This window comes from Butyrivibrio hungatei (assembly GCF_900101605.1).
GTDB classification, from domain to species: domain Bacteria; phylum Bacillota; class Clostridia; order Lachnospirales; family Lachnospiraceae; genus Butyrivibrio; species Butyrivibrio hungatei_B.
On the sequence record NZ_FMUR01000010.1, the window covers coordinates 159,031 to 175,890 of the forward strand.

Genomic DNA, 16,860 nt, shown 5'->3' on the forward strand with positions numbered 1-16,860 from the left:
AAGAGGACCGGAAATGCCAGGTTTTCATTGATATTTAGTGCTGACAGGCATATAATTAAAGAGTGCAAATGCCTTGTTTATGCAATTCTAAGCATTAAGGGTCCTCTTTTAACAGGAGGAAAATAGAATGGCAAAAGCAAGGAAAGATTTAAGAGGTCGAGCCCTTAAACCGGGTGAGATCCAGAGAAAAGATGATCAGCGATATATGTATTCCTACACAGACCCTCTTGGGAGAAGGAAGTTTATATACGCAAATGATCTGACAGAGCTCCGGGAAAAGGAGCAGAAGCTTCAAAGAGATCAGCTTGACGGTCTTGACCTGTATGCTGCAGGAAAAGCAACTATCAACGATACCTTTGATCGTTACATGTCAACTAAATATGAGCTGAGAGATTCCACCAGAGACGGATACATTTACTTCTATAATCATTTTGTTCGTGAGAACTTCGGACTTAAAAAGCTTATAGATATAAAGTATTCAGATGTCCTTCAGTATTACTACTATTTGCTGAATGAACTGGATGTGTCCATCAGTACAGTGCAGACAATTCATGGATTGCTACATCCGACTTTTGAACTTGCTGTGAGAGATGATATTATAAGGAAGAATCCTTCCGATGGAGTTATCGCAGAGATTTCCAAAAAGACAGATAAGAAAGCAGGCATAAGACATGCTCTTACAAGAGATGAGCAGAGAGTATTCATGGATTACATGGCAAAACATCCGGTGTACTATCACTGGTGGCCATTGTTCACAGTGCTTCTTGGAACAGGGATGCGTATCGGTGAGTGTTTAGGGATAAGATGGGAGGATCTTGATTTCAAGGAGCGTATTGTTTCAGTAAATCATAGCGTGGTTTTTCGTTATGATTCACAGAGAAAAAATTCCACAGTGACTATATCACTTCCAAAGACAAAGGCTGGTATCAGAGATATCCCGATGCTTGATATTGTAAAAGATGCATTTGAGATAGAAAAAGAAGAACAGGCAGTCTCAGGAGGGAATCAGCAGGTTATTGATGGGATGAAAGGATTTGTCTTCTGCAATAGATTTAAGAAGGTACATAATCCTCAAACAGTGAATGATACAATTCGTAGGATCTGCAAAGCCTACAACTCAGAAGAATTACTTAATGCAAAGAAGGAGAACAGAGATCCAATTATCTTACCGGATTTCTCTTGTCATCATTTGAGACATACCTTTGCAACCAGGCTTTGTGAGACAGAAACCAATCTGAAAGTTATTCAGGATATAATGGGACATGCAAGTATTGAAACAACCATGAACATTTATGCTGAAGCAACGCAGGAGATGAAGAAGTTATCATTCCAGAATTTGGCATCAAAATTGGATGACATCTTTTAAGAAAGTCGGGCTGAAAATCCTGACAACAAAAAATCCAAAAGACAACAATTTGACAACAAATTTGTTCTGACAACAAAGAATAATAAGTCAACACAACGAGACGTATAGATAGCAAAAATCGCATGATAAACCGTCTCGAAGAAAGATAATGAGATGAGAGGAGTAATCCCGACCTTGAAAAGTTTAAATTAACATTTGGACTTATTACGACTCACCGTTATCCGTGGACATACAATGTAATCCAAAAACGCCATGAATGTACAACAGATTCATTGGATTTCTACGGAGCTATTCGGACCGGTATGTAGTTTTCTCAATAAAATATCAGGACAAACATGGTGTGTCAGAGGAATGATCAGTTCATAAAAAACCATGATATAAAGACCACATTTTTCTAAAAAAGGAAGATGTGGTTTTTTTGTACCCAAAATCTTCTTAACTGCATCTCGTAACTAAGAAAAAGGAGGTTACGGATGAATCGCGGAAAATCCCCACCAATCAATTTAGACAAGTATCTTGTCGGAAAAGAACATCGTTACTGTACTTACAATGAAGGAGCAAGGCTTTACTGCATGAATTATTGGAGCTTTGTAACGTTCTGTAAGGAAGCAGGAGCAAATTTCAAGCTTCGTAAGACTGCAATTGTGGATCTGAACATTGTTGATAAGTACATTGAGGAGAATTTTAAAGAAGAATATGAAAGAGAGGTTTCGGAAATGGCTAGTAGAAGAAAGATTGAAGATTTAGCTGACGTTGTTAAGAAAGGCAAAAAGAAATATGTGAGATATGCAGAAGGAGCGGAGCTTTATTCCATTGGCCTGCATACTTTTGAGAATTTGGCAAAAGAAGCAAAGGCAACTAGGAAAGTAAAAGGTGTGGTTCTCTGTAACACTGAAAAGATTGATGCATTTATCGAGTCGTTTGAGGAATAAGGAGGAAGAACAGATGTCTAAAGTAATTGCGGTAACAAATCAGAAGGGCGGCGTAGGAAAGACTGTAACAAGTGTAAATCTGGGAATTGGGCTTGCAAGAGAAGGCTACAGTGTATTGATGATAGATGCAGATCCGCAGGGCTCGATGTCAATTAGTCTTGGATGTGATGAACCCGACAGTTTGGATTATTCATTGGCAACGGCTCTTGTAAATATCATAAATGATGAACCCGTGGATGTTGCAAAGGGGCTCATCAGGCACCCTGAGGGAGTTGACTTTATGCCGGGAAATATCGAGCTTTCAAGTTTGGAAATCAGTATGACCGGAGTGATAAGCAGAGAGACAATCCTCAAAGAATATGTGGATAAGGCAAGAGAACGGTATGACTTTATCATAATTGATTGTATGCCATCACTTGGAATGTTGACAATAAATGCTCTGGCTTGTGCAGATTCTGTGGTTATTCCTTGCCAGGCTGCTTATCTTCCAGTAAAGGGCTTACAGCAGCTTATCAGAACAATAGGAAGAGTAAAGCGTCAGCTCAATCCTAAGCTTGAGATTGAAGGAATACTCATCACTATGGTTGATAACAGAACAAATTATGCAAAAGATATCTCAGCGCAGATATATGAAGCGTATTCATCAAGCATAAATGTGTTTAAAACAGAGATTCCGTTATCTGTACGAGCAGCTGAGATAAGTGCTTCAGGAAGCAGTTTATATCAGTATGATCCCAAGGGAAAAGCGGCATTTGCTTATTCAGCGTTTATCAAGGAGGTTATGAACAATGGCACAAAGAATTGGGCAGAAGTTAAAGCTATCTAGTATAGATGAACTCCTCGGTGTTCCAAGCACCGAGGGGACAGTAGATCTTGATGTATTAACAATATATCCTTTCGAAAATCATCCGTTTAAGGTAATTGATGATGAAAAGATGGAAGAGCTTGTAGAGAGCATCAAGGAAAGCGGGGTTCTTACTCCGGTACTTGTAAGACCTGATGATGAAGGTACTTATGAAATGATTTCCGGTCATAGAAGACTTCATGCGGCGAAAAGGGCAGGACTTAGGAAGATACCGGCAATTATCAAGGAAATGACCAATGATGATGCGACTATTGCAATGGTTAACGCAAATATGCAGAGGGAAGAGATTCTGCCTAGTGAGAAAGCGTTTGCTTATAAGATGAAGCTTGATGCAATAAGAAGCCAAGGAAAGCGAAGAGATTTAACTTCTGATCAAGTTGAGCAGAAGTTGGATGGAAAAACTTCAAGGGAGATAATTGCAGAAGAAATGGGCTGTAGTGGTGCTCAGGTTGCAAGATTTATAAGACTTACGGAACTTATTCCCAAACTGTTGGATATGGTTGATGAAAAGAGATTAGCGTTATCTGTAGCAGTAGAACTCTCCTATTTCAACAATAACTACCAACAATGGCTCTACGAATATATTCATGAAAATGGAATGCTCAAGCAGGAACAACTTATAGATCTTCGTCAGTACCGAGATGATGATTCTCTTACACAGGAACAGATGATAGAAATCTTAATTCAGAAAAAAGCTACACCACAACCAAGAAAGAAAATCACAATCACAGAGCGAAGGCTCAATAAGTATTTTCCGGCTTACTATTCTCAGATTGAGATAGAGCGAGTGATTGTTGGACTTTTGGAACAGTGGAAGGCTTCACAGGAAGGCGAGGAAAAATGATATGATGGAATACTTTTATGGCGTTCAGTCTGAGCAATATGCATCTGTAGAGATTCCGAAGGAACTGCTTACAGGGAAGAATTTCTCTTCCCTGTCCGTTTCATCAAAGATGCTTTATGCAGTTCTTTTGGACAAGATGGGAGAGGCCAAAAAACATAACTGGTTCGATGATGAGAACAGAGTTTATATCATATATCCTCTTAGCAAGATTGAGGAAGATATCAATTTCTCAAGGCATACGATTATTGATTGTATGAATGAATTGGAAGAATTCGGGCTTATCTATAAGCTTCAGGCAAAGGGGAAGCCAAGCAAGATCTACGTTAAGAATTTTAATCTGAAAAGAAGATTTCAGCTTATAGGGTAGTGCAGAAATTGCACCACTCAAGTCCACAGAACATCGTGGAAAGTTATTGAAGGGAGGAAAAAGGATTGAGCGAAAGAATTGTATTTGACTATTTTACCGGTCAAGAATCCGAAATGCTTGCCTTTTACAGAATACCAAAGCTCTTATTTACAAATGCATATTTTAAAGGGCTTGATGCGCTTGCCAAGACTCTATACGGGCTTATGCTTGACAGAATGTCGCTTTCTCTTAAGAATAAGTGGTTTGATGAGCTTCAGAGAGCTTTTATATACTTTGCTCAGCAGGAAGCGGCAGAAATGTTGGGATGTGGTGAGGATAAGATCAGGAGTTTATTTAAGAAGCTTGAGGAATATGGGCTTATAGAACGTCAAAAGCAGGGACAGGGAAAACCCACAAAGATCTATCTTAAAAACTTTGCTTCTGTAGGAAATAAAGATAATTCAGACCACGGAAATATCGGGGTCAAGACCACGGAAAATTCGGGTTCAAGACCAAGCAAAAACCCGATTCAAGACCACGGAGAATCCGACTCTAATTATAATAATATTAATAATACTAATAGAGCTATAAATACTAATCATATCTCTTCGATGAAGCAGGATATGAATGATGAGTATAATGCGTATGCTGAAATTGTAAGAGAAAATCTAGATATTGATAGTATGTGTGAACGCTATCCACAAGATGTTGAGATTATTGAGGGAATTTACGATCTTGTACTTGAGACAATCCTTTGCAGGAAGTCTACCATATGGATTTCAAAGAATGAGTATCCAGTCAATCTGGTTAAGTCCAAGTTCTTAAAGCTCAATCATATGCATCTTGAGTATGTTATGGGATGCATGAAAGATAATACAACAAAGGTTAGAAATATAAAAAACTACCTGCTATCAGCGCTATTTAACGCACCTACAACAATGGGGAGCTATTATCAATCTGAGTATAGGCATGACATGGCAAGCAGGGTTGTTGGATAATATTTGACATATCTGCACGACACTCATATAATCAAATTAGTTACATGATTGCGCAACACTCACAATGGAGGATTGAAATATGCCAAGAGTCAACTTATCACTAACACAGGAACTATATGATCGAATTGAGAATGCTGCCAATAAGGAAAAAATAACAGTTAATTATTATATCTGCGAGATGTTGGAAGAAATATTTGGCAGAAAAGATACTTACGACTATACCGTTGCAGTAGGGAATATGATCAAAGAGGCCAAAAAGATGGATGAAGAGTTTACTCTGTCAGATCTTCCGACTTTTGCGGGGGTAAATGAGATTCTTGTAGAGCGCGAGATTAAAGAGTCTCCTGCACAGGTAAGAGCTCGCCTTGGAAAGATGTTCAATGAAGCTGTGCGTAAAGGAACTGCAAAGGGAATAGACAGAGCAACAACAATAAAAAATGGAGAAGAACAGCTTAAGTTCTATTCAAGAGCTGCAGTATATGTAAATCGGTTGGGCAAACAGAAAAAAGAAGGTGATTAAATGGCAGTTTTTTTATATATTCTTTTGATGGTAATCAACTTTATCGTTAAAATAGTGTGTGCTTTGATAAAGCGGGTTGATCTTACCAATTCTTTGTTTATCGGAGTTATTCCGGTATTTCTTGTGAGAAACAAAGGGTTTGATAAAATGACAAATTGGATTATTTTTGGGATAGCAGTGCTTTTGGCATTGGTAATACAGCATATGTTTACAATTGCCAAAATACTTGCTTCTGTGATAAGCTGCGTAGCTATAGCGTTTCTTTGTTCTATCTGGAAGAGCTACGATTCAAGGCATGCGCAGCTTACAGTGGTAGCTATTGGCACTATCATAGCTGCAATATGGAATCTTCAGTATTGGTACGGATACAAGACAGAATTATGAGATCGTGTCCAATTCTGTTTCAAGTGCTTTTTTCTTATCTTCGCAGTCCTTTTTTTCTTTCAGTATCTTTTCTTTGATAACAACAATTTGAGACAAGAATTTAGAAGTATCACTGAGACTTTTTTCTAATTCAGTGACGATTCTTTCTTTATATTTTTCTGCCTCGGCTTGGGCTTCTTTTCCACAGACGGCAAAAGGGGACATATCGTAAGCCTTTTGCGGCTCATAGACTTTTTTTATAATATTGTTGTAATGTATCTTTACTTCTTTATATGTTTCTTCGAGTTTAAAGATTTTAGCTTCAAATTCTTTTATCTGCTCGTCGAGCTTCTTTATTTCTGAGCGTTTATCACTTCGGTTCAATTTGGGTACCTCATTATTTTGATTTTATAAACTATAGTACGAGTATGTAAAAATAACATTAACATCATATCATAATTATCTGAACTATTTCAAGAATAAAGTTAGTTATGGCAAACAGGATGAACAGTATAAGAAATCTCCATTTATAGTATGCAGAGATAGAAAGATGAGGTGAATATAGATGATGCTAGAAACTATTTGTGTTTGAAGTGTAGCAATAAATGTGCTTGATAAAGCATATTTTGGAGTGATAAAATATTACCAATCTGTTACAAAATATTAAATACAAGGAAAAGAAATGTATGGCAGAAAAAGAAGTATTCATGGACACCGGCATATTTACCGGTATTGTCGACGATATAAGAGGCGCAGCCTCGTCGTGCATGCTTAAGACTGAGGCACTTGCAAAAGCAGATTTTTTAGATGATACAGATGTTGGCAGAGAGCTTCATTCTCTTTTACAAGAAGCACATAAAATGACGGAGCTTCACAGAACTGAAGCATCCGAAGCATTACCACGTGCTCTTTCGACGCTTCGCGATAGTATGATTACTGTTGATGATGCTCTTAGCAAGAGTCTTGTAGTTGAATCAGCGGGAGGCATAAGAGATAAGTATGAGTAATCACGATAGAATGGAATATCTCAGGGATAAGATAGATGAATATAGGGGATATATATCTGAACTTGAGGAAGTGTGCGCATTTGTGAGAGATATGCAATCAGAAATACGTAATGATCATGAAGAGCCAATTAGAAGCTTTGATATTACATCAGCCGGAAGCTGGGAAGGAAACCTCGAAAAGGAGGCTGAGGATTATAGAAATGAGATTCTTTGTGGCATAGCTGCAGGACAAAGTCTTGCTTCCGATTTTATATCTGATGTTCGGAATATAATCGAAACGTTACATGAAAAGATTGAGGATTATGAAAGTGAATTATCAAGCCTTGAAGCGGCACAAGATGATTCCGGTTATTGAATAAAGGTTAGAGGAAAGGTATGGGGAAAAGATATGATGCTCGGAAGATGACCGAGCTTTGTGACAGTATAAGCCATGTGGTAAGCGACTTTACTGCAAAAGCTGAGATGCTCGAAAACGAGTATTCTGCATATAACAGCAATAACACTTATCGGGGCGAAGCTGCCAATGCTTCGAAAGAGTTTGTATATAAAGGACAGGGGAAACTTATAAAGGAACAGGTCAGAGTCCTTAATAAGCTGAGCAAAAAGTTTAATGAAACACAGGACGCATTTAGTACCATGGTCGATTCTTCGCCAAATGCAAAGATAGACATGGATGTGCTTGAAGGAAATAAGCGATTCTTTTCGATTCAGAACGATAGATTTGAAGATAAAGCATTGCAGATGGAACGCGTATCTCGGGAAATATGTGACAGATTCGAGCGCTTTGGTTATATAACAGAAATAAGATATGAAAGAGCAAAATACGATTTTGAGGACTTTTGCGGCTACAGCGGTTTTATGAATAAATGCATGAGATCGTTTGAGCAGTTTGATGAGGAAACCAGGTCATACTTAAAGAGCTCTGAGCTTGATAGGTACATGTATGATATTGAGACCGATACCAAAGCTACGATGAATGCTCTTAATGGAATGAAGGTTTATAATCCCGATGTCAAAAAGATTACAATGACACCGGTAGCACAGATGGCCGCAAGGATGATGTACAGTGCAGGGCTTACAGTAAGCCCCAAAGCTTCAATGACGGAAGGCGAGAAGCTTCTAAAACTTTTAAGATTAGAACATAGCGCAGATCTTCCTGTTGATGCTAATATAATAAAAACGGCAACCGACTATGCGTTGCAGATGTGTCCAAGTAAAGAGGGAATGCTTGCTATACGGAATTGTTCAAATGCAATGCTGGCGACGGATGGGCAGACCTTAAAGGCTATTGCTGATATAGCGGCATTGTTTATGACGGGAGCGGCAACGTTGGTATCTGAAATAGCACCTTTTGTTCCGCCAATTCTGGCAGGAATGCTTATAGGTGCCGGAATAGCTCTATTTGTCCGTATTATAGGTGAGATTGTCAATACTTTTTGTCCGCTTGTTACGCCAAGAGATAAAGAGGAAAATGCCAATATTATTGATATTCCACCGACGGAAGATAAAAAAACTCTAATTGAAAAACCTTCTTCAACGCCACAGGATAAGCCTTCAGTGACTGATATTCCGTCAGGAGATGTGGAAGAAAAAGAAATCGGACGAGATATAATGCCTACGCCTTCAATAGAAGATGATGGACCGAAGATTACAACTATTGAAGGCGATGAATCGGAGATAAGTTATACATATGAACATGGGAAATTTGAGGGGGCGAAATACCATGGAAATAGAGATACAGGAGTAAAGAATAAAGGCCCGCAGGATGGTCAAGCCGCATTAGATAATTCTGTTCCGTTAGGCCCCAATACGCATAGGAGAGTAGGCGTAAGTGACGGAGAGATTGTTGTTCTAGATGAAACAACTCCGGGGGTTTATCATGGACATGTTAGGTCATGGGATGAGCTTTCGAATCCGATGAAGAGTGTTCTGAGAAAAAATGGAATGGTTGATAATAAAGGTAGAGTAAAAGAAAGGTAAAGAACTGGAATGAAATTCGAATTAATCCACAATATAAATTTTTCTATAGTGGCAGATTATATAGAAGACGACTTTGATTATTATTCTAGAATTTTATTAGAGTTTATAGAAAAGAAAAATAGTACCAATATTTATAATGATAATTTATTGGAGCTTTATAATATTGTGCGTAGGTATAAAGAAGAAAGCATTCCTGATATTGCAGATAATCTGGATGTACATTCTTTAGGCAGAAAACTAAATGATATTTATCAATTTGATTTTGATGATGAAGATAATATAGAAAATTATTGTGCATATGTTTCTCTTAATTGTGCAACATGGCTTTTTAAGAAGGATAAAAGATATTATATTCTGGTTACACCAATGTACCAAATGCAGAGCGAAGATGAAGATGATTATGAGGATTTTGCGCAAAACTATTCAGATATTTTTTGTTCGGAAATAAGTGTTGAAGAATTAGAACTGTTGGCTTATAAGATAGAAGAATTGTATAAAAAACTAATGATGTCGGAATAGTGGGAATACTTGATCAATTACGAGCGACCAAAGGAAAACACCTATATGGATATTGTGAGAGCCGATAATACTAAAGATTTAGAAAGGGTACAATAATGTTGATTATAGGTGAAATTGAACTGGGAATAAGAATTGGAAACTTTAGAATTGGAGCAATGAAAGAAAATCTTCTTTCTGATATTGAGGACAAATATACTGTTTGGGAAAGAGGAGATGGTTTTTCTATCTACACTTTTGATAACTATAAGCTTTGGTTTGATCTACGCGGACATTGCTGTACGCGTGTAGAGTATATTTAGTATGAATATCAATAAAATTATAGAAAAAACATATAGCGGCGATGCATATATATTGGAAGTCCTAAAAGATAAAGTTATATTGAATGATAATTATGAAGGTGTTATCGTATTGGACTCCAACCTGTCTATTGTAAAAAGAATAAGTATTGATCAGGATTTATGTATATATAATGCGATAGTCATCGATGAAAAAGAGATTTTATTGAATTGTATTGAAAGTAAGAAAATCTATATAGTTAATATTGATACTGATGAAATAAAGATGATGGAAATGCCGGATTGTTTTTATGACGAAATACTGGATAAAAAGATTGCTGACAACGGAAATGATATTATTATAAAAACATATAAAAATAATTATTTCTACTTAGATACTGATCAATTAATCGTGAGACCTTGTGATGATTTTGCTCCTGAAGACGATTTCGATAATAAAGAACTTGATGAAGAGTGGATTGATTATGTGAAATCAGAAGATACAGATAAATATCTATCTGAAAGTCAAATAAAAATCGTTGGTTCAGAAAATCAATATATTTATCCGGATGAGGATTATTACTTTTGCAGATTAAAAGTATTAGATAGGGAAAATCAAAAAAATTTGATTGTTCTATCAAGTGATGGTTACAACGAAAACTATAGGATTACTATTTATAAAATTGATTTTTGATAAGCTAAAACAGCAATCTTCTGTTTGGGGAATTGGAGCCCATTCTTGGAAGATTGCTATTTTTTATGCAGAATACTTTAATACGTTAATATTTGTAAAAAAACGTCCCCAAATGTCCCCAAAAGTAACCCAAATGGCAACCAAATGGCACCCAAATGGCAATTTTCAACCGATTTTGGGTGTGATATTATTATACTGAGCCAAGAAATGAACGAGAGAGAAATCAATCGATTCATTTCTTGGTTTTTCTTTTGCAAAAGAAGCAACTATAGTGAGGCGCTACTTCTGAAGAGATTCAGAGGTGGCGCCTTTTGTGTATGCCTAAAAAGGGGAAAGGGAAAGCATATGGACTTTGAACAATTTAAGGAGGAAATGGCAAAAAAAATCAAGGAGGCTCTCGATTCCAAGTATGGAATGGAAACATCTGTGGATGTGAGAACAGTGGAGAAGATGAATGAGTCTTACGAAGCGATAACAGTAAAGCCGGAGGGCAGCATCATTGGTGTGAACCTCAATACTAATGAGCTTTTTAAGGAGTATGAACAGGGAAAAAGCATTGACTGCATTGCTTCTACTGCGGCGGAGTTTGCCAACAGATCACTTCATAGCGGGCCTGGTTTTGATATCGATTCTTTTAATGACTACGGCAAGATGAAGGAAAAGCTGACCATGGAGGTTGTCTCTTCTGAGAGAAACGCAGATCTTTTGCAGAAAGTTCCGCATAAGGATATCGAGGATATGTCGGTTGTTTATCGCTTTGAGCTTACACAGACCGATGAGGGAAGAACTTCCGTGCTTGTGACAAACAGGATGATTGAGCAGTACGGGATCACGGCAGAGCAGCTTCATGTGGATGCGCTTAGTAATGCTCAGGAGTTTAAGCCAATCGTTATCGAGAGCATGGCTAATATAGAGAATAAAATACTATGAAAAAGTAGTGTCCACAAGAATGTTATAATCGATAGAATTATTGAGGAAATAATCATCATGTTTTTTTTGACAACAGTTGTATTTCTAGCGCGATGAAATCCAATAGAAATAAGAATTGCAGTTATCAATCCAAATGTTGGATTATCTAACAATAATGTCACAGCTATTCCAGATGTAAGAAATATAAAAAGGATATCCACAAAATAAGAACTGCAAAGAAGAAAAGATAGTAGTGCTATTAGTGCAGCATAAAATGCTTCTAGTATAAACATAAGAATATAAAAAATACACATAGTTGTTGTCCTTTACGCTTGGTTATAGTGACTAATACGTTCAAGATTCTTCTTATATATTTTAGAAAAAATAATTTATTATTGCACGCTTTTTTCGCATCTTGTTATACTGAAATCATCTTGGGGTTAAGTATGTAACCAATAATATAAAAACTATATTATTAGGAGCTATGTATTATCAGGGCTTGAAAAAATTAGTAGGGGAGATTACAAATGGATAATCATACTGTCTCGGTTTCAATTATTACTTCCTTGATTGCGTCAATAGCATTTTGGTTTGGTTTTGATTTTATTCCATCTAGATTAAAATATTTGCGTATACGACCGCGTGTAGAAAAAGATTTAGATGACATAAGATTTCATTTATTCTTTTTTATTCAGATTCCTTTTCTTCAAAGTGTTCATACGGCATCATTCTATCAAACTGATATAGAGGATAAAAAATTGCAGAAGTCTGATTTTGAAAATGCATTGTATGGAAAATGTCTTTCAGAGGATAGGCAGAATGATTCTGAGCATAATCTTTTGGCAGTAGGAAAGAAGCTTGAGGAAAATGCAAACGATATTGATAAAAGAATAGATAGAATTCAAAGGTATTCTAATTATTTGAAAACCAAAGAAATTCTGTTGATCAAGGAAATTGGTGAAAAGATACATACATATGATTTTGTTGACGGATTAGGGTTTAAAACTGTGAATCCAACTATTTCATATATGTCGGGGAACTTTTATGAATTGTATTCTTTGTATCATAATTTCAAAGTAATATGCGATTCTTATTGGTTTTTAAATCGAAATGATTTTCAAAAATATAATATTATAGTAGGAATGCTGGAAAAGAGGAAATACATTAGTTCTTTTATTAGGTGGATGTTTCTTGGTGAAATATATAAAACTCTTGTTGAAGTTAGATATTATTTTCTTAAAGGGAATATGAAAAAAGTCAAATTAAAGCTTCAAAAGGTTTTGCGATTGGACAAAGATAGACAGGTTCCGCTTAATTTATTTCTTGATTATCTTTTGAATGAAAATGAGGTGAGAGATATACTTATTCGTTCAAGAGGGGAACAAGAAGTACAAAATTGGATTTCTAATGCGGATTCAGAAAAAATATGGAAAAATAATTTTGAATCACGAAATATACAGAATAAAAAATATATTGAAGAAAAAATGAAAAATGCTCCCAAAATCACAGAGTATAATTTGGCTCAATTGAAGGCAGTAAATAAGCTTTTTGATGGATATATAAAGTGAGGCAGATTAAAGTGGAAAAGAAAATAATTGGATCAAGGACGACAAATAGTTTAACGTTCGATCTAAATCGTGATGAAATATAAAAAGAATTATTATTGACGTTGAAATATAAGGTAGAAGGGAATGTGTAATGCTAAAAATACCAAATCCCATTGGGAATGAGAAAGCGGATGCAATCGTATCCAAATTTGTTAATGACAGACTTATAAGGATCATGGAGGATATAATCCTCGACGAAGTTGTCTGGAAGATGGCAGAGAAAGGAGAACTTGATTCCGAGGCTGCTACAAAGGATTTTGATGAGCTTGTTGATCTTACAGAGCTTATTACAGATATGGACTTTGCTGAGATGGTTTCAATGGTTTATCTACCTGATAATTATCCGATTGAGCGTGCAAACAGAACGTTCTTTGGACTTTACAAGCTCTTAAAAGCAAAGAAAGAGTACGTTCCGAAATTGGCAATGGAGTATGTCCTTTACTCTGTCATCGGAAAAGAGGTCGGCGAAGTTGATTTGATCAATTCGGATATGATGGACGGGTTGTTTGATAATCTTGAAGACGATTTCGACGGCTTTGATGATGATATAGAGGACGATTTTTGTGATGGCGATGAAGAGTACACCACGATAGAGAGGATTCCGGAGGCTGACCGCATCATAGTTAAGAACGCGGTCATGGAAGTAAACAAAGAAGGTCTCGAAGGCGAAGAGCTGGAGGATATGGCAGAGTATACTGTTAGCTGCTATGAGAATCTTCGCGAGTATTTTGAAATATGCTTACCTGATTCGGATTGTCTGCTTCTTGATAATTATACCGAGCAGGAATTTTTGGATGCAGAAAGAGAAGGAGATACGGGAAGGCTTGTTAAAGCTGAAAAGAATATAATTGAATTTCCATTCAAAGACAAGGACGGCAATCAGACCAATGTCCGTGCCGAGTTTGATATAGATCCCTGGGATCTGGAAGAGGATTGAGGAAAGGAAAAATGCAGCGGAGAGCTTTGCAGAAATGCAGAATTTGCTAATAATTGTTTGAGAAGAATGATAAAATGTATTATAAAGTGAGAAAATTGTGTATATATGCGATATAAGGAAATTGCCTAACATAAGAGGAGAAGGGGAGCTGGTATGGGAGTGCTAGATGAAATTGTAAAATTAAACAGAACACCGGTCTTGTTTATTGGTTCGGGTATATCAAAAAGATATTTGTATAAGTATCCAGCCTGGGAAGAGCTTTTAGAGATGTCATTCTCAAAATTTGAGCCAGATACTTTTCAATATCAGAAGCATATTGATAGTTGCAAAAGGAGCAAGATGTCTGAATTTGAGACGAATGTATATATGGGGACGCTCATAGAAGAGGAGTTTAATAAGGCTTTTTTTGATAGAAAAATCATTTTAAACATCGGAAACAAGAAAAATCCGAGCTGGGTTAAGCGCGGAATTTCGCCTTATAAGATGTTCTTGGCGGATTTCTTTAAAAAACAAAAATTAAATACATCAGCAGAATTAGTAGATGAACTGGATAAGCTAAAGAAGCTGAAGAATAAGGTGTCTGCAGTTATTACAACAAATTATGATACGTTTTTAGAAGAGCAGGTTTTTTCCATAGATTTTAAGGTGTTTGTAAGACAACACGAATTATTCTCTGCGGACAGCTACGATATTGCAGAAATATACAAAATACATGGTAGTGCCACTGATGCTGAATCGATTATAATAACAAAGGATGATTATGACCGCTTTAAGGAGTCTAGAAAGCTTGTTATCGCAAAAATGTTAACATTATTTGCGGAGTCACCTATAGTTTTTATGGGCTACTCATTTACAGATGAAAATGTAAGAGAGATTATTGAGGACTTCCTGAGTTGTTTGTCAAAGGAACAGCTGACTGATATTAGAAAACATTTTATTTTTGTTAGTTATAAGAAGGGTGAGAAAAGGCTTATAGAGATAGAAAGAACTATAACAACCAAAAATAATGTTGAAATACCTTTTGTTGAGATACAAACAGACAATTATGGTGCGGTATATGAGAAGCTTGGGGAAATTACGCCAGGTATTTCGCCACTAAGAGTAAGAGAGACAAGAAAAGTGGTGAAGACTATTGTGGATCAGAGCATGTTATCAGCTGATGCGCAGTCTATTATTGTCGGAATAGATGATTTGGCAGATATGGATTTAACTTCTAAACCATTGGCTATTGCCATTGGTTATAAGGAGAATATTTTAAATAAGTATGGGTATGGGTTACTGGAAGATAAACTGATATTCGAGGATGCTATATATAATAATAAAGGTTTCGATGCAGAAGCAATGTGTTATGAACGTTTAAAGAATATTGCTATTACAAGGCTTATGCCTGTTTTTAAGTATGTAAAAGGACAGGAGATACCAAAAGATAGTAAGTTACATGCATATATTGAGGCTCATAATAGCTTTGATAAAATAATATCAAAAAATGTAGCTAAAACGCTCAAGAATGTGAATGCCTATACGAACTTTGATGATTTATATGAGTATATGAAGACTGCTCCGAATTGTAGAAAGGCTGCAATGGCTGTTCTTAAGAATATAAAAATTTTGTCAGTAGAGGACTTGCGTAAAGCATGTAAGCATATATTTGAAAAGTATCCAAATGAGTTTTTGCATGATTCAAATGCGGAACGCTGTGTTCTTTGTCTCGATTTGATGGAAAACTACCAATAAAAAAGAAGCTAGTGAACCTTTCTTGGAAATACCAAGAACATCACTAGCTTTTTCTTTCTAATATTGAAGAACATTTAATGTTCTATGTTCTCTTTCTAGTAGTAGCCGAATAAGTATAAATGTATACTTTTTTATCGACTGCAAATATAATACAACGTAAATATACGTGTGTCAATGCAATTTCAAATAAGGCATTCTATATAAGGACGGCTTTTTTTTATAGTTGAATTAGGGATGATCGCACAATAGTTCTTCATTTCTTTCGTGCATCTGACTATGTAGGTACAGTGCTTGCGTAGGGTGGACATACAGATTAAGGCCGGTAGTCAATTGGTTATTGTAAGAAATATTTTCCTTAATCTGTGGAAAGAGTATGGGGTAGAAGGTTATGAAAACTAAAATACCGGAAACAGGCGAACTGTGGGTGAATTGCCCAGTATGCGGAAATAAGATCATGCGAGCGGAATTCGCGTCATGTGTTGAAAAGTGTGATGTCTGCGGATCGGTGCTCAGGATTTGTGCGACCAAAAGGTTTGTTACTACTATTGTTAAAGATGAGAATGAAGCGCTGATCGAGATACTTCATAGGTATCATAAAGAGCTGTTAGGGCTTGCGATAGAAGCTTATTAGTAGCCTTATATTTACAATTTCATATAGATGAGATAATTGATGGACTAGTGCAGTGATGATTCTTGTAACATCCGGACAGGATTCTTGAATTATCCGGACACGTAATCTTTTATTATCCGGACAAGCATTCTTGAAACATGCGGACAGCCATTCCTGAATCATCCGGACAAATGACATCTCACATTGATCTTCTTAGAATGTAATTAATTACATTCTAAGGAGGGTATGAAATGAGGTGTCTTGATACTATGAAAGTTACTGAAATCCTTCGCCTGAGGGAAATGGAGCTCAATCTACGAGATATAGCATCAGCTGTAGATTGCTCCAAAACTA

20 protein-coding genes are annotated in these 16,860 nt (G+C 36.4%); 19 read left to right on the plus strand and 1 reads right to left on the minus strand.

Annotation, left to right across the window (positions count from 1 at the left end; all coding sequences use genetic code 11):
- The first annotated feature begins 127 nt into the window (after positions 1 to 127).
- The 8 genes from BLP87_RS09420 (at position 128) to BLP87_RS09455 (ending at position 6,255) form a co-directional block, all read left to right on the plus strand.
- Positions 128 to 1,366: a tyrosine-type recombinase/integrase gene (locus tag BLP87_RS09420; RefSeq protein ID WP_074462474.1), complete on the plus strand. Its 1,239-nt coding sequence runs from the start codon at positions 128 to 130 to the stop codon at positions 1,364 to 1,366.
- Between the two features lie 473 nt (positions 1,367 to 1,839).
- Positions 1,840 to 2,298: a DUF6462 family protein gene (locus BLP87_RS16485; protein WP_330390033.1), complete on the plus strand. Its 459-nt coding sequence runs from the start codon at positions 1,840 to 1,842 to the stop codon at positions 2,296 to 2,298.
- A 13-nt stretch (positions 2,299 to 2,311) separates the two neighbouring features.
- Complete coding sequence (locus BLP87_RS09430; protein WP_074462475.1) at positions 2,312 to 3,124, plus strand: ParA family protein; 813 nt, start codon at positions 2,312 to 2,314, stop codon at positions 3,122 to 3,124.
- Positions 3,087 to 4,007, plus strand: a complete 921-nt coding sequence (locus BLP87_RS09435; RefSeq protein WP_074462476.1) for a ParB/RepB/Spo0J family partition protein — start codon at positions 3,087 to 3,089, stop codon at positions 4,005 to 4,007. Before BLP87_RS09430 ends, BLP87_RS09435 begins: the two co-directional genes overlap by 38 nt.
- A 1-nt stretch (position 4,008) precedes the next feature.
- A complete protein-coding gene (locus BLP87_RS09440) occupies positions 4,009 to 4,374 on the plus strand; it encodes a replication initiator protein A (protein WP_074462477.1) in 366 nt (121 codons plus the stop codon).
- 65 nt (positions 4,375 to 4,439) lie between these two features.
- Positions 4,440 to 5,351 carry a DUF6017 domain-containing protein gene (locus BLP87_RS09445; RefSeq protein ID WP_074462478.1) on the plus strand — a complete coding sequence of 304 codons (912 nt, stop codon included), beginning with the start codon at positions 4,440 to 4,442 and terminating at the stop codon, positions 5,349 to 5,351.
- Between the two features lie 79 nt (positions 5,352 to 5,430).
- Complete coding sequence (locus BLP87_RS09450) at positions 5,431 to 5,871, plus strand: hypothetical protein (RefSeq protein ID WP_074462479.1); 441 nt, start codon at positions 5,431 to 5,433, stop codon at positions 5,869 to 5,871.
- Positions 5,872 to 6,255 carry a hypothetical protein gene (locus tag BLP87_RS09455; RefSeq protein WP_074462480.1) on the plus strand — a complete coding sequence of 128 codons (384 nt, stop codon included), beginning with the start codon at positions 5,872 to 5,874 and terminating at the stop codon, positions 6,253 to 6,255.
- On the opposite strand, the gene BLP87_RS09460 is transcribed toward BLP87_RS09455, so the two are convergent.
- Positions 6,250 to 6,618, minus strand: a complete 369-nt coding sequence (locus BLP87_RS09460) for a hypothetical protein (RefSeq protein ID WP_074462481.1) — start codon at positions 6,616 to 6,618, stop codon at positions 6,250 to 6,252. The two genes, BLP87_RS09455 and BLP87_RS09460, sit on opposite strands and share 6 nt — an antisense overlap.
- 302 nt (positions 6,619 to 6,920) lie before the next feature.
- On the opposite strand from BLP87_RS09460, the gene BLP87_RS09465 reads away from it, so the two are divergent.
- The 11 genes from BLP87_RS09465 to BLP87_RS09515 all read left to right on the plus strand — a co-directional run bounded on the left by BLP87_RS09465 (position 6,921) and on the right by BLP87_RS09515 (position 16,527).
- On the plus strand, positions 6,921 to 7,241 hold the full coding sequence (locus BLP87_RS09465) for a hypothetical protein (protein ID WP_074462482.1): 321 nt from the start codon (positions 6,921 to 6,923) through the stop codon (positions 7,239 to 7,241).
- Positions 7,234 to 7,596, plus strand: a complete 363-nt coding sequence (locus BLP87_RS09470; protein ID WP_074462483.1) for a DUF5082 family protein — start codon at positions 7,234 to 7,236, stop codon at positions 7,594 to 7,596. Before BLP87_RS09465 ends, BLP87_RS09470 begins: the two co-directional genes overlap by 8 nt.
- 20 nt (positions 7,597 to 7,616) lie before the next feature.
- On the plus strand, positions 7,617 to 9,221 hold the full coding sequence (locus BLP87_RS15740; RefSeq protein ID WP_083334550.1) for a T7SS effector LXG polymorphic toxin: 1,605 nt from the start codon (positions 7,617 to 7,619) through the stop codon (positions 9,219 to 9,221).
- A gap of 9 nt (positions 9,222 to 9,230) precedes the next feature.
- A complete protein-coding gene (locus BLP87_RS09480; protein WP_074462484.1) occupies positions 9,231 to 9,740 on the plus strand; it encodes a hypothetical protein in 510 nt (169 codons plus the stop codon).
- A gap of 95 nt (positions 9,741 to 9,835) precedes the next feature.
- Positions 9,836 to 10,039 carry a hypothetical protein gene (locus tag BLP87_RS09485; protein ID WP_074462485.1) on the plus strand — a complete coding sequence of 68 codons (204 nt, stop codon included), beginning with the start codon at positions 9,836 to 9,838 and terminating at the stop codon, positions 10,037 to 10,039.
- A gap of 1 nt (position 10,040) precedes the next feature.
- On the plus strand, positions 10,041 to 10,709 hold the full coding sequence (locus BLP87_RS09490; protein WP_074462486.1) for a hypothetical protein: 669 nt from the start codon (positions 10,041 to 10,043) through the stop codon (positions 10,707 to 10,709).
- A gap of 345 nt (positions 10,710 to 11,054) precedes the next feature.
- Complete coding sequence (locus tag BLP87_RS09495; RefSeq protein ID WP_278308266.1) at positions 11,055 to 11,639, plus strand: DUF5688 family protein; 585 nt, start codon at positions 11,055 to 11,057, stop codon at positions 11,637 to 11,639.
- A 506-nt stretch (positions 11,640 to 12,145) separates the two neighbouring features.
- On the plus strand, positions 12,146 to 13,186 hold the full coding sequence (locus BLP87_RS09500) for a hypothetical protein (protein ID WP_074462488.1): 1,041 nt from the start codon (positions 12,146 to 12,148) through the stop codon (positions 13,184 to 13,186).
- Positions 13,187 to 13,316: 130 nt separating this feature from the next.
- Positions 13,317 to 14,162, plus strand: coding sequence for a hypothetical protein (locus BLP87_RS09505; RefSeq protein WP_074462489.1), 846 nt, complete (start codon positions 13,317 to 13,319; stop codon positions 14,160 to 14,162).
- A 153-nt stretch (positions 14,163 to 14,315) separates the two neighbouring features.
- Positions 14,316 to 15,896 (plus strand): SIR2 family protein, encoded by a 1,581-nt coding sequence (locus BLP87_RS09510; protein ID WP_074462490.1) that lies wholly within the window; start codon positions 14,316 to 14,318, stop codon positions 15,894 to 15,896.
- A gap of 388 nt (positions 15,897 to 16,284) precedes the next feature.
- The gene (locus BLP87_RS09515; protein WP_026513614.1) at positions 16,285 to 16,527 is read left to right on the plus strand and encodes a hypothetical protein; all 243 of its coding nucleotides are present in this window, start codon (positions 16,285 to 16,287) and stop codon (positions 16,525 to 16,527) included.
- The last annotated feature ends 333 nt before the right edge of the window (positions 16,528 to 16,860 follow it).

What these genes read in the sequence shown, in the direction of transcription:
- BLP87_RS09420 (WP_074462474.1), top strand. Translation starts at nt 128, where the DNA reads ATGGCAAAAGCAAGGAAAGATTTAAGAGGTCGAGCCCTTAAACCGGGT.
- BLP87_RS16485 (WP_330390033.1), top strand. Translation starts at nt 1,840, where the DNA reads ATGAATCGCGGAAAATCCCCACCAATCAATTTAGACAAGTATCTTGTC.
- BLP87_RS09430 (WP_074462475.1), top strand. Translation starts at nt 2,312, where the DNA reads ATGTCTAAAGTAATTGCGGTAACAAATCAGAAGGGCGGCGTAGGAAAG.
- BLP87_RS09435 (WP_074462476.1), top strand. Translation starts at nt 3,087, where the DNA reads ATGGCACAAAGAATTGGGCAGAAGTTAAAGCTATCTAGTATAGATGAA.
- BLP87_RS09440 (WP_074462477.1), top strand. Translation starts at nt 4,009, where the DNA reads ATGATGGAATACTTTTATGGCGTTCAGTCTGAGCAATATGCATCTGTA.
- BLP87_RS09450 (WP_074462479.1), top strand. Translation starts at nt 5,431, where the DNA reads ATGCCAAGAGTCAACTTATCACTAACACAGGAACTATATGATCGAATT.
- BLP87_RS09455 (WP_074462480.1), top strand. Translation starts at nt 5,872, where the DNA reads ATGGCAGTTTTTTTATATATTCTTTTGATGGTAATCAACTTTATCGTT.
- BLP87_RS09465 (WP_074462482.1), top strand. Translation starts at nt 6,921, where the DNA reads ATGGCAGAAAAAGAAGTATTCATGGACACCGGCATATTTACCGGTATT.
- BLP87_RS09470 (WP_074462483.1), top strand. Translation starts at nt 7,234, where the DNA reads ATGAGTAATCACGATAGAATGGAATATCTCAGGGATAAGATAGATGAA.
- BLP87_RS15740 (WP_083334550.1), top strand. Translation starts at nt 7,617, where the DNA reads ATGGGGAAAAGATATGATGCTCGGAAGATGACCGAGCTTTGTGACAGT.
- BLP87_RS09480 (WP_074462484.1), top strand. Translation starts at nt 9,231, where the DNA reads ATGAAATTCGAATTAATCCACAATATAAATTTTTCTATAGTGGCAGAT.
- BLP87_RS09485 (WP_074462485.1), top strand. Translation starts at nt 9,836, where the DNA reads ATGTTGATTATAGGTGAAATTGAACTGGGAATAAGAATTGGAAACTTT.
- BLP87_RS09490 (WP_074462486.1), top strand. Translation starts at nt 10,041, where the DNA reads ATGAATATCAATAAAATTATAGAAAAAACATATAGCGGCGATGCATAT.
- BLP87_RS09495 (WP_278308266.1), top strand. Translation starts at nt 11,055, where the DNA reads ATGGACTTTGAACAATTTAAGGAGGAAATGGCAAAAAAAATCAAGGAG.
- BLP87_RS09500 (WP_074462488.1), top strand. Translation starts at nt 12,146, where the DNA reads ATGGATAATCATACTGTCTCGGTTTCAATTATTACTTCCTTGATTGCG.
- BLP87_RS09505 (WP_074462489.1), top strand. Translation starts at nt 13,317, where the DNA reads ATGCTAAAAATACCAAATCCCATTGGGAATGAGAAAGCGGATGCAATC.
- BLP87_RS09510 (WP_074462490.1), top strand. Translation starts at nt 14,316, where the DNA reads ATGGGAGTGCTAGATGAAATTGTAAAATTAAACAGAACACCGGTCTTG.
- BLP87_RS09515 (WP_026513614.1), top strand. Translation starts at nt 16,285, where the DNA reads ATGAAAACTAAAATACCGGAAACAGGCGAACTGTGGGTGAATTGCCCA.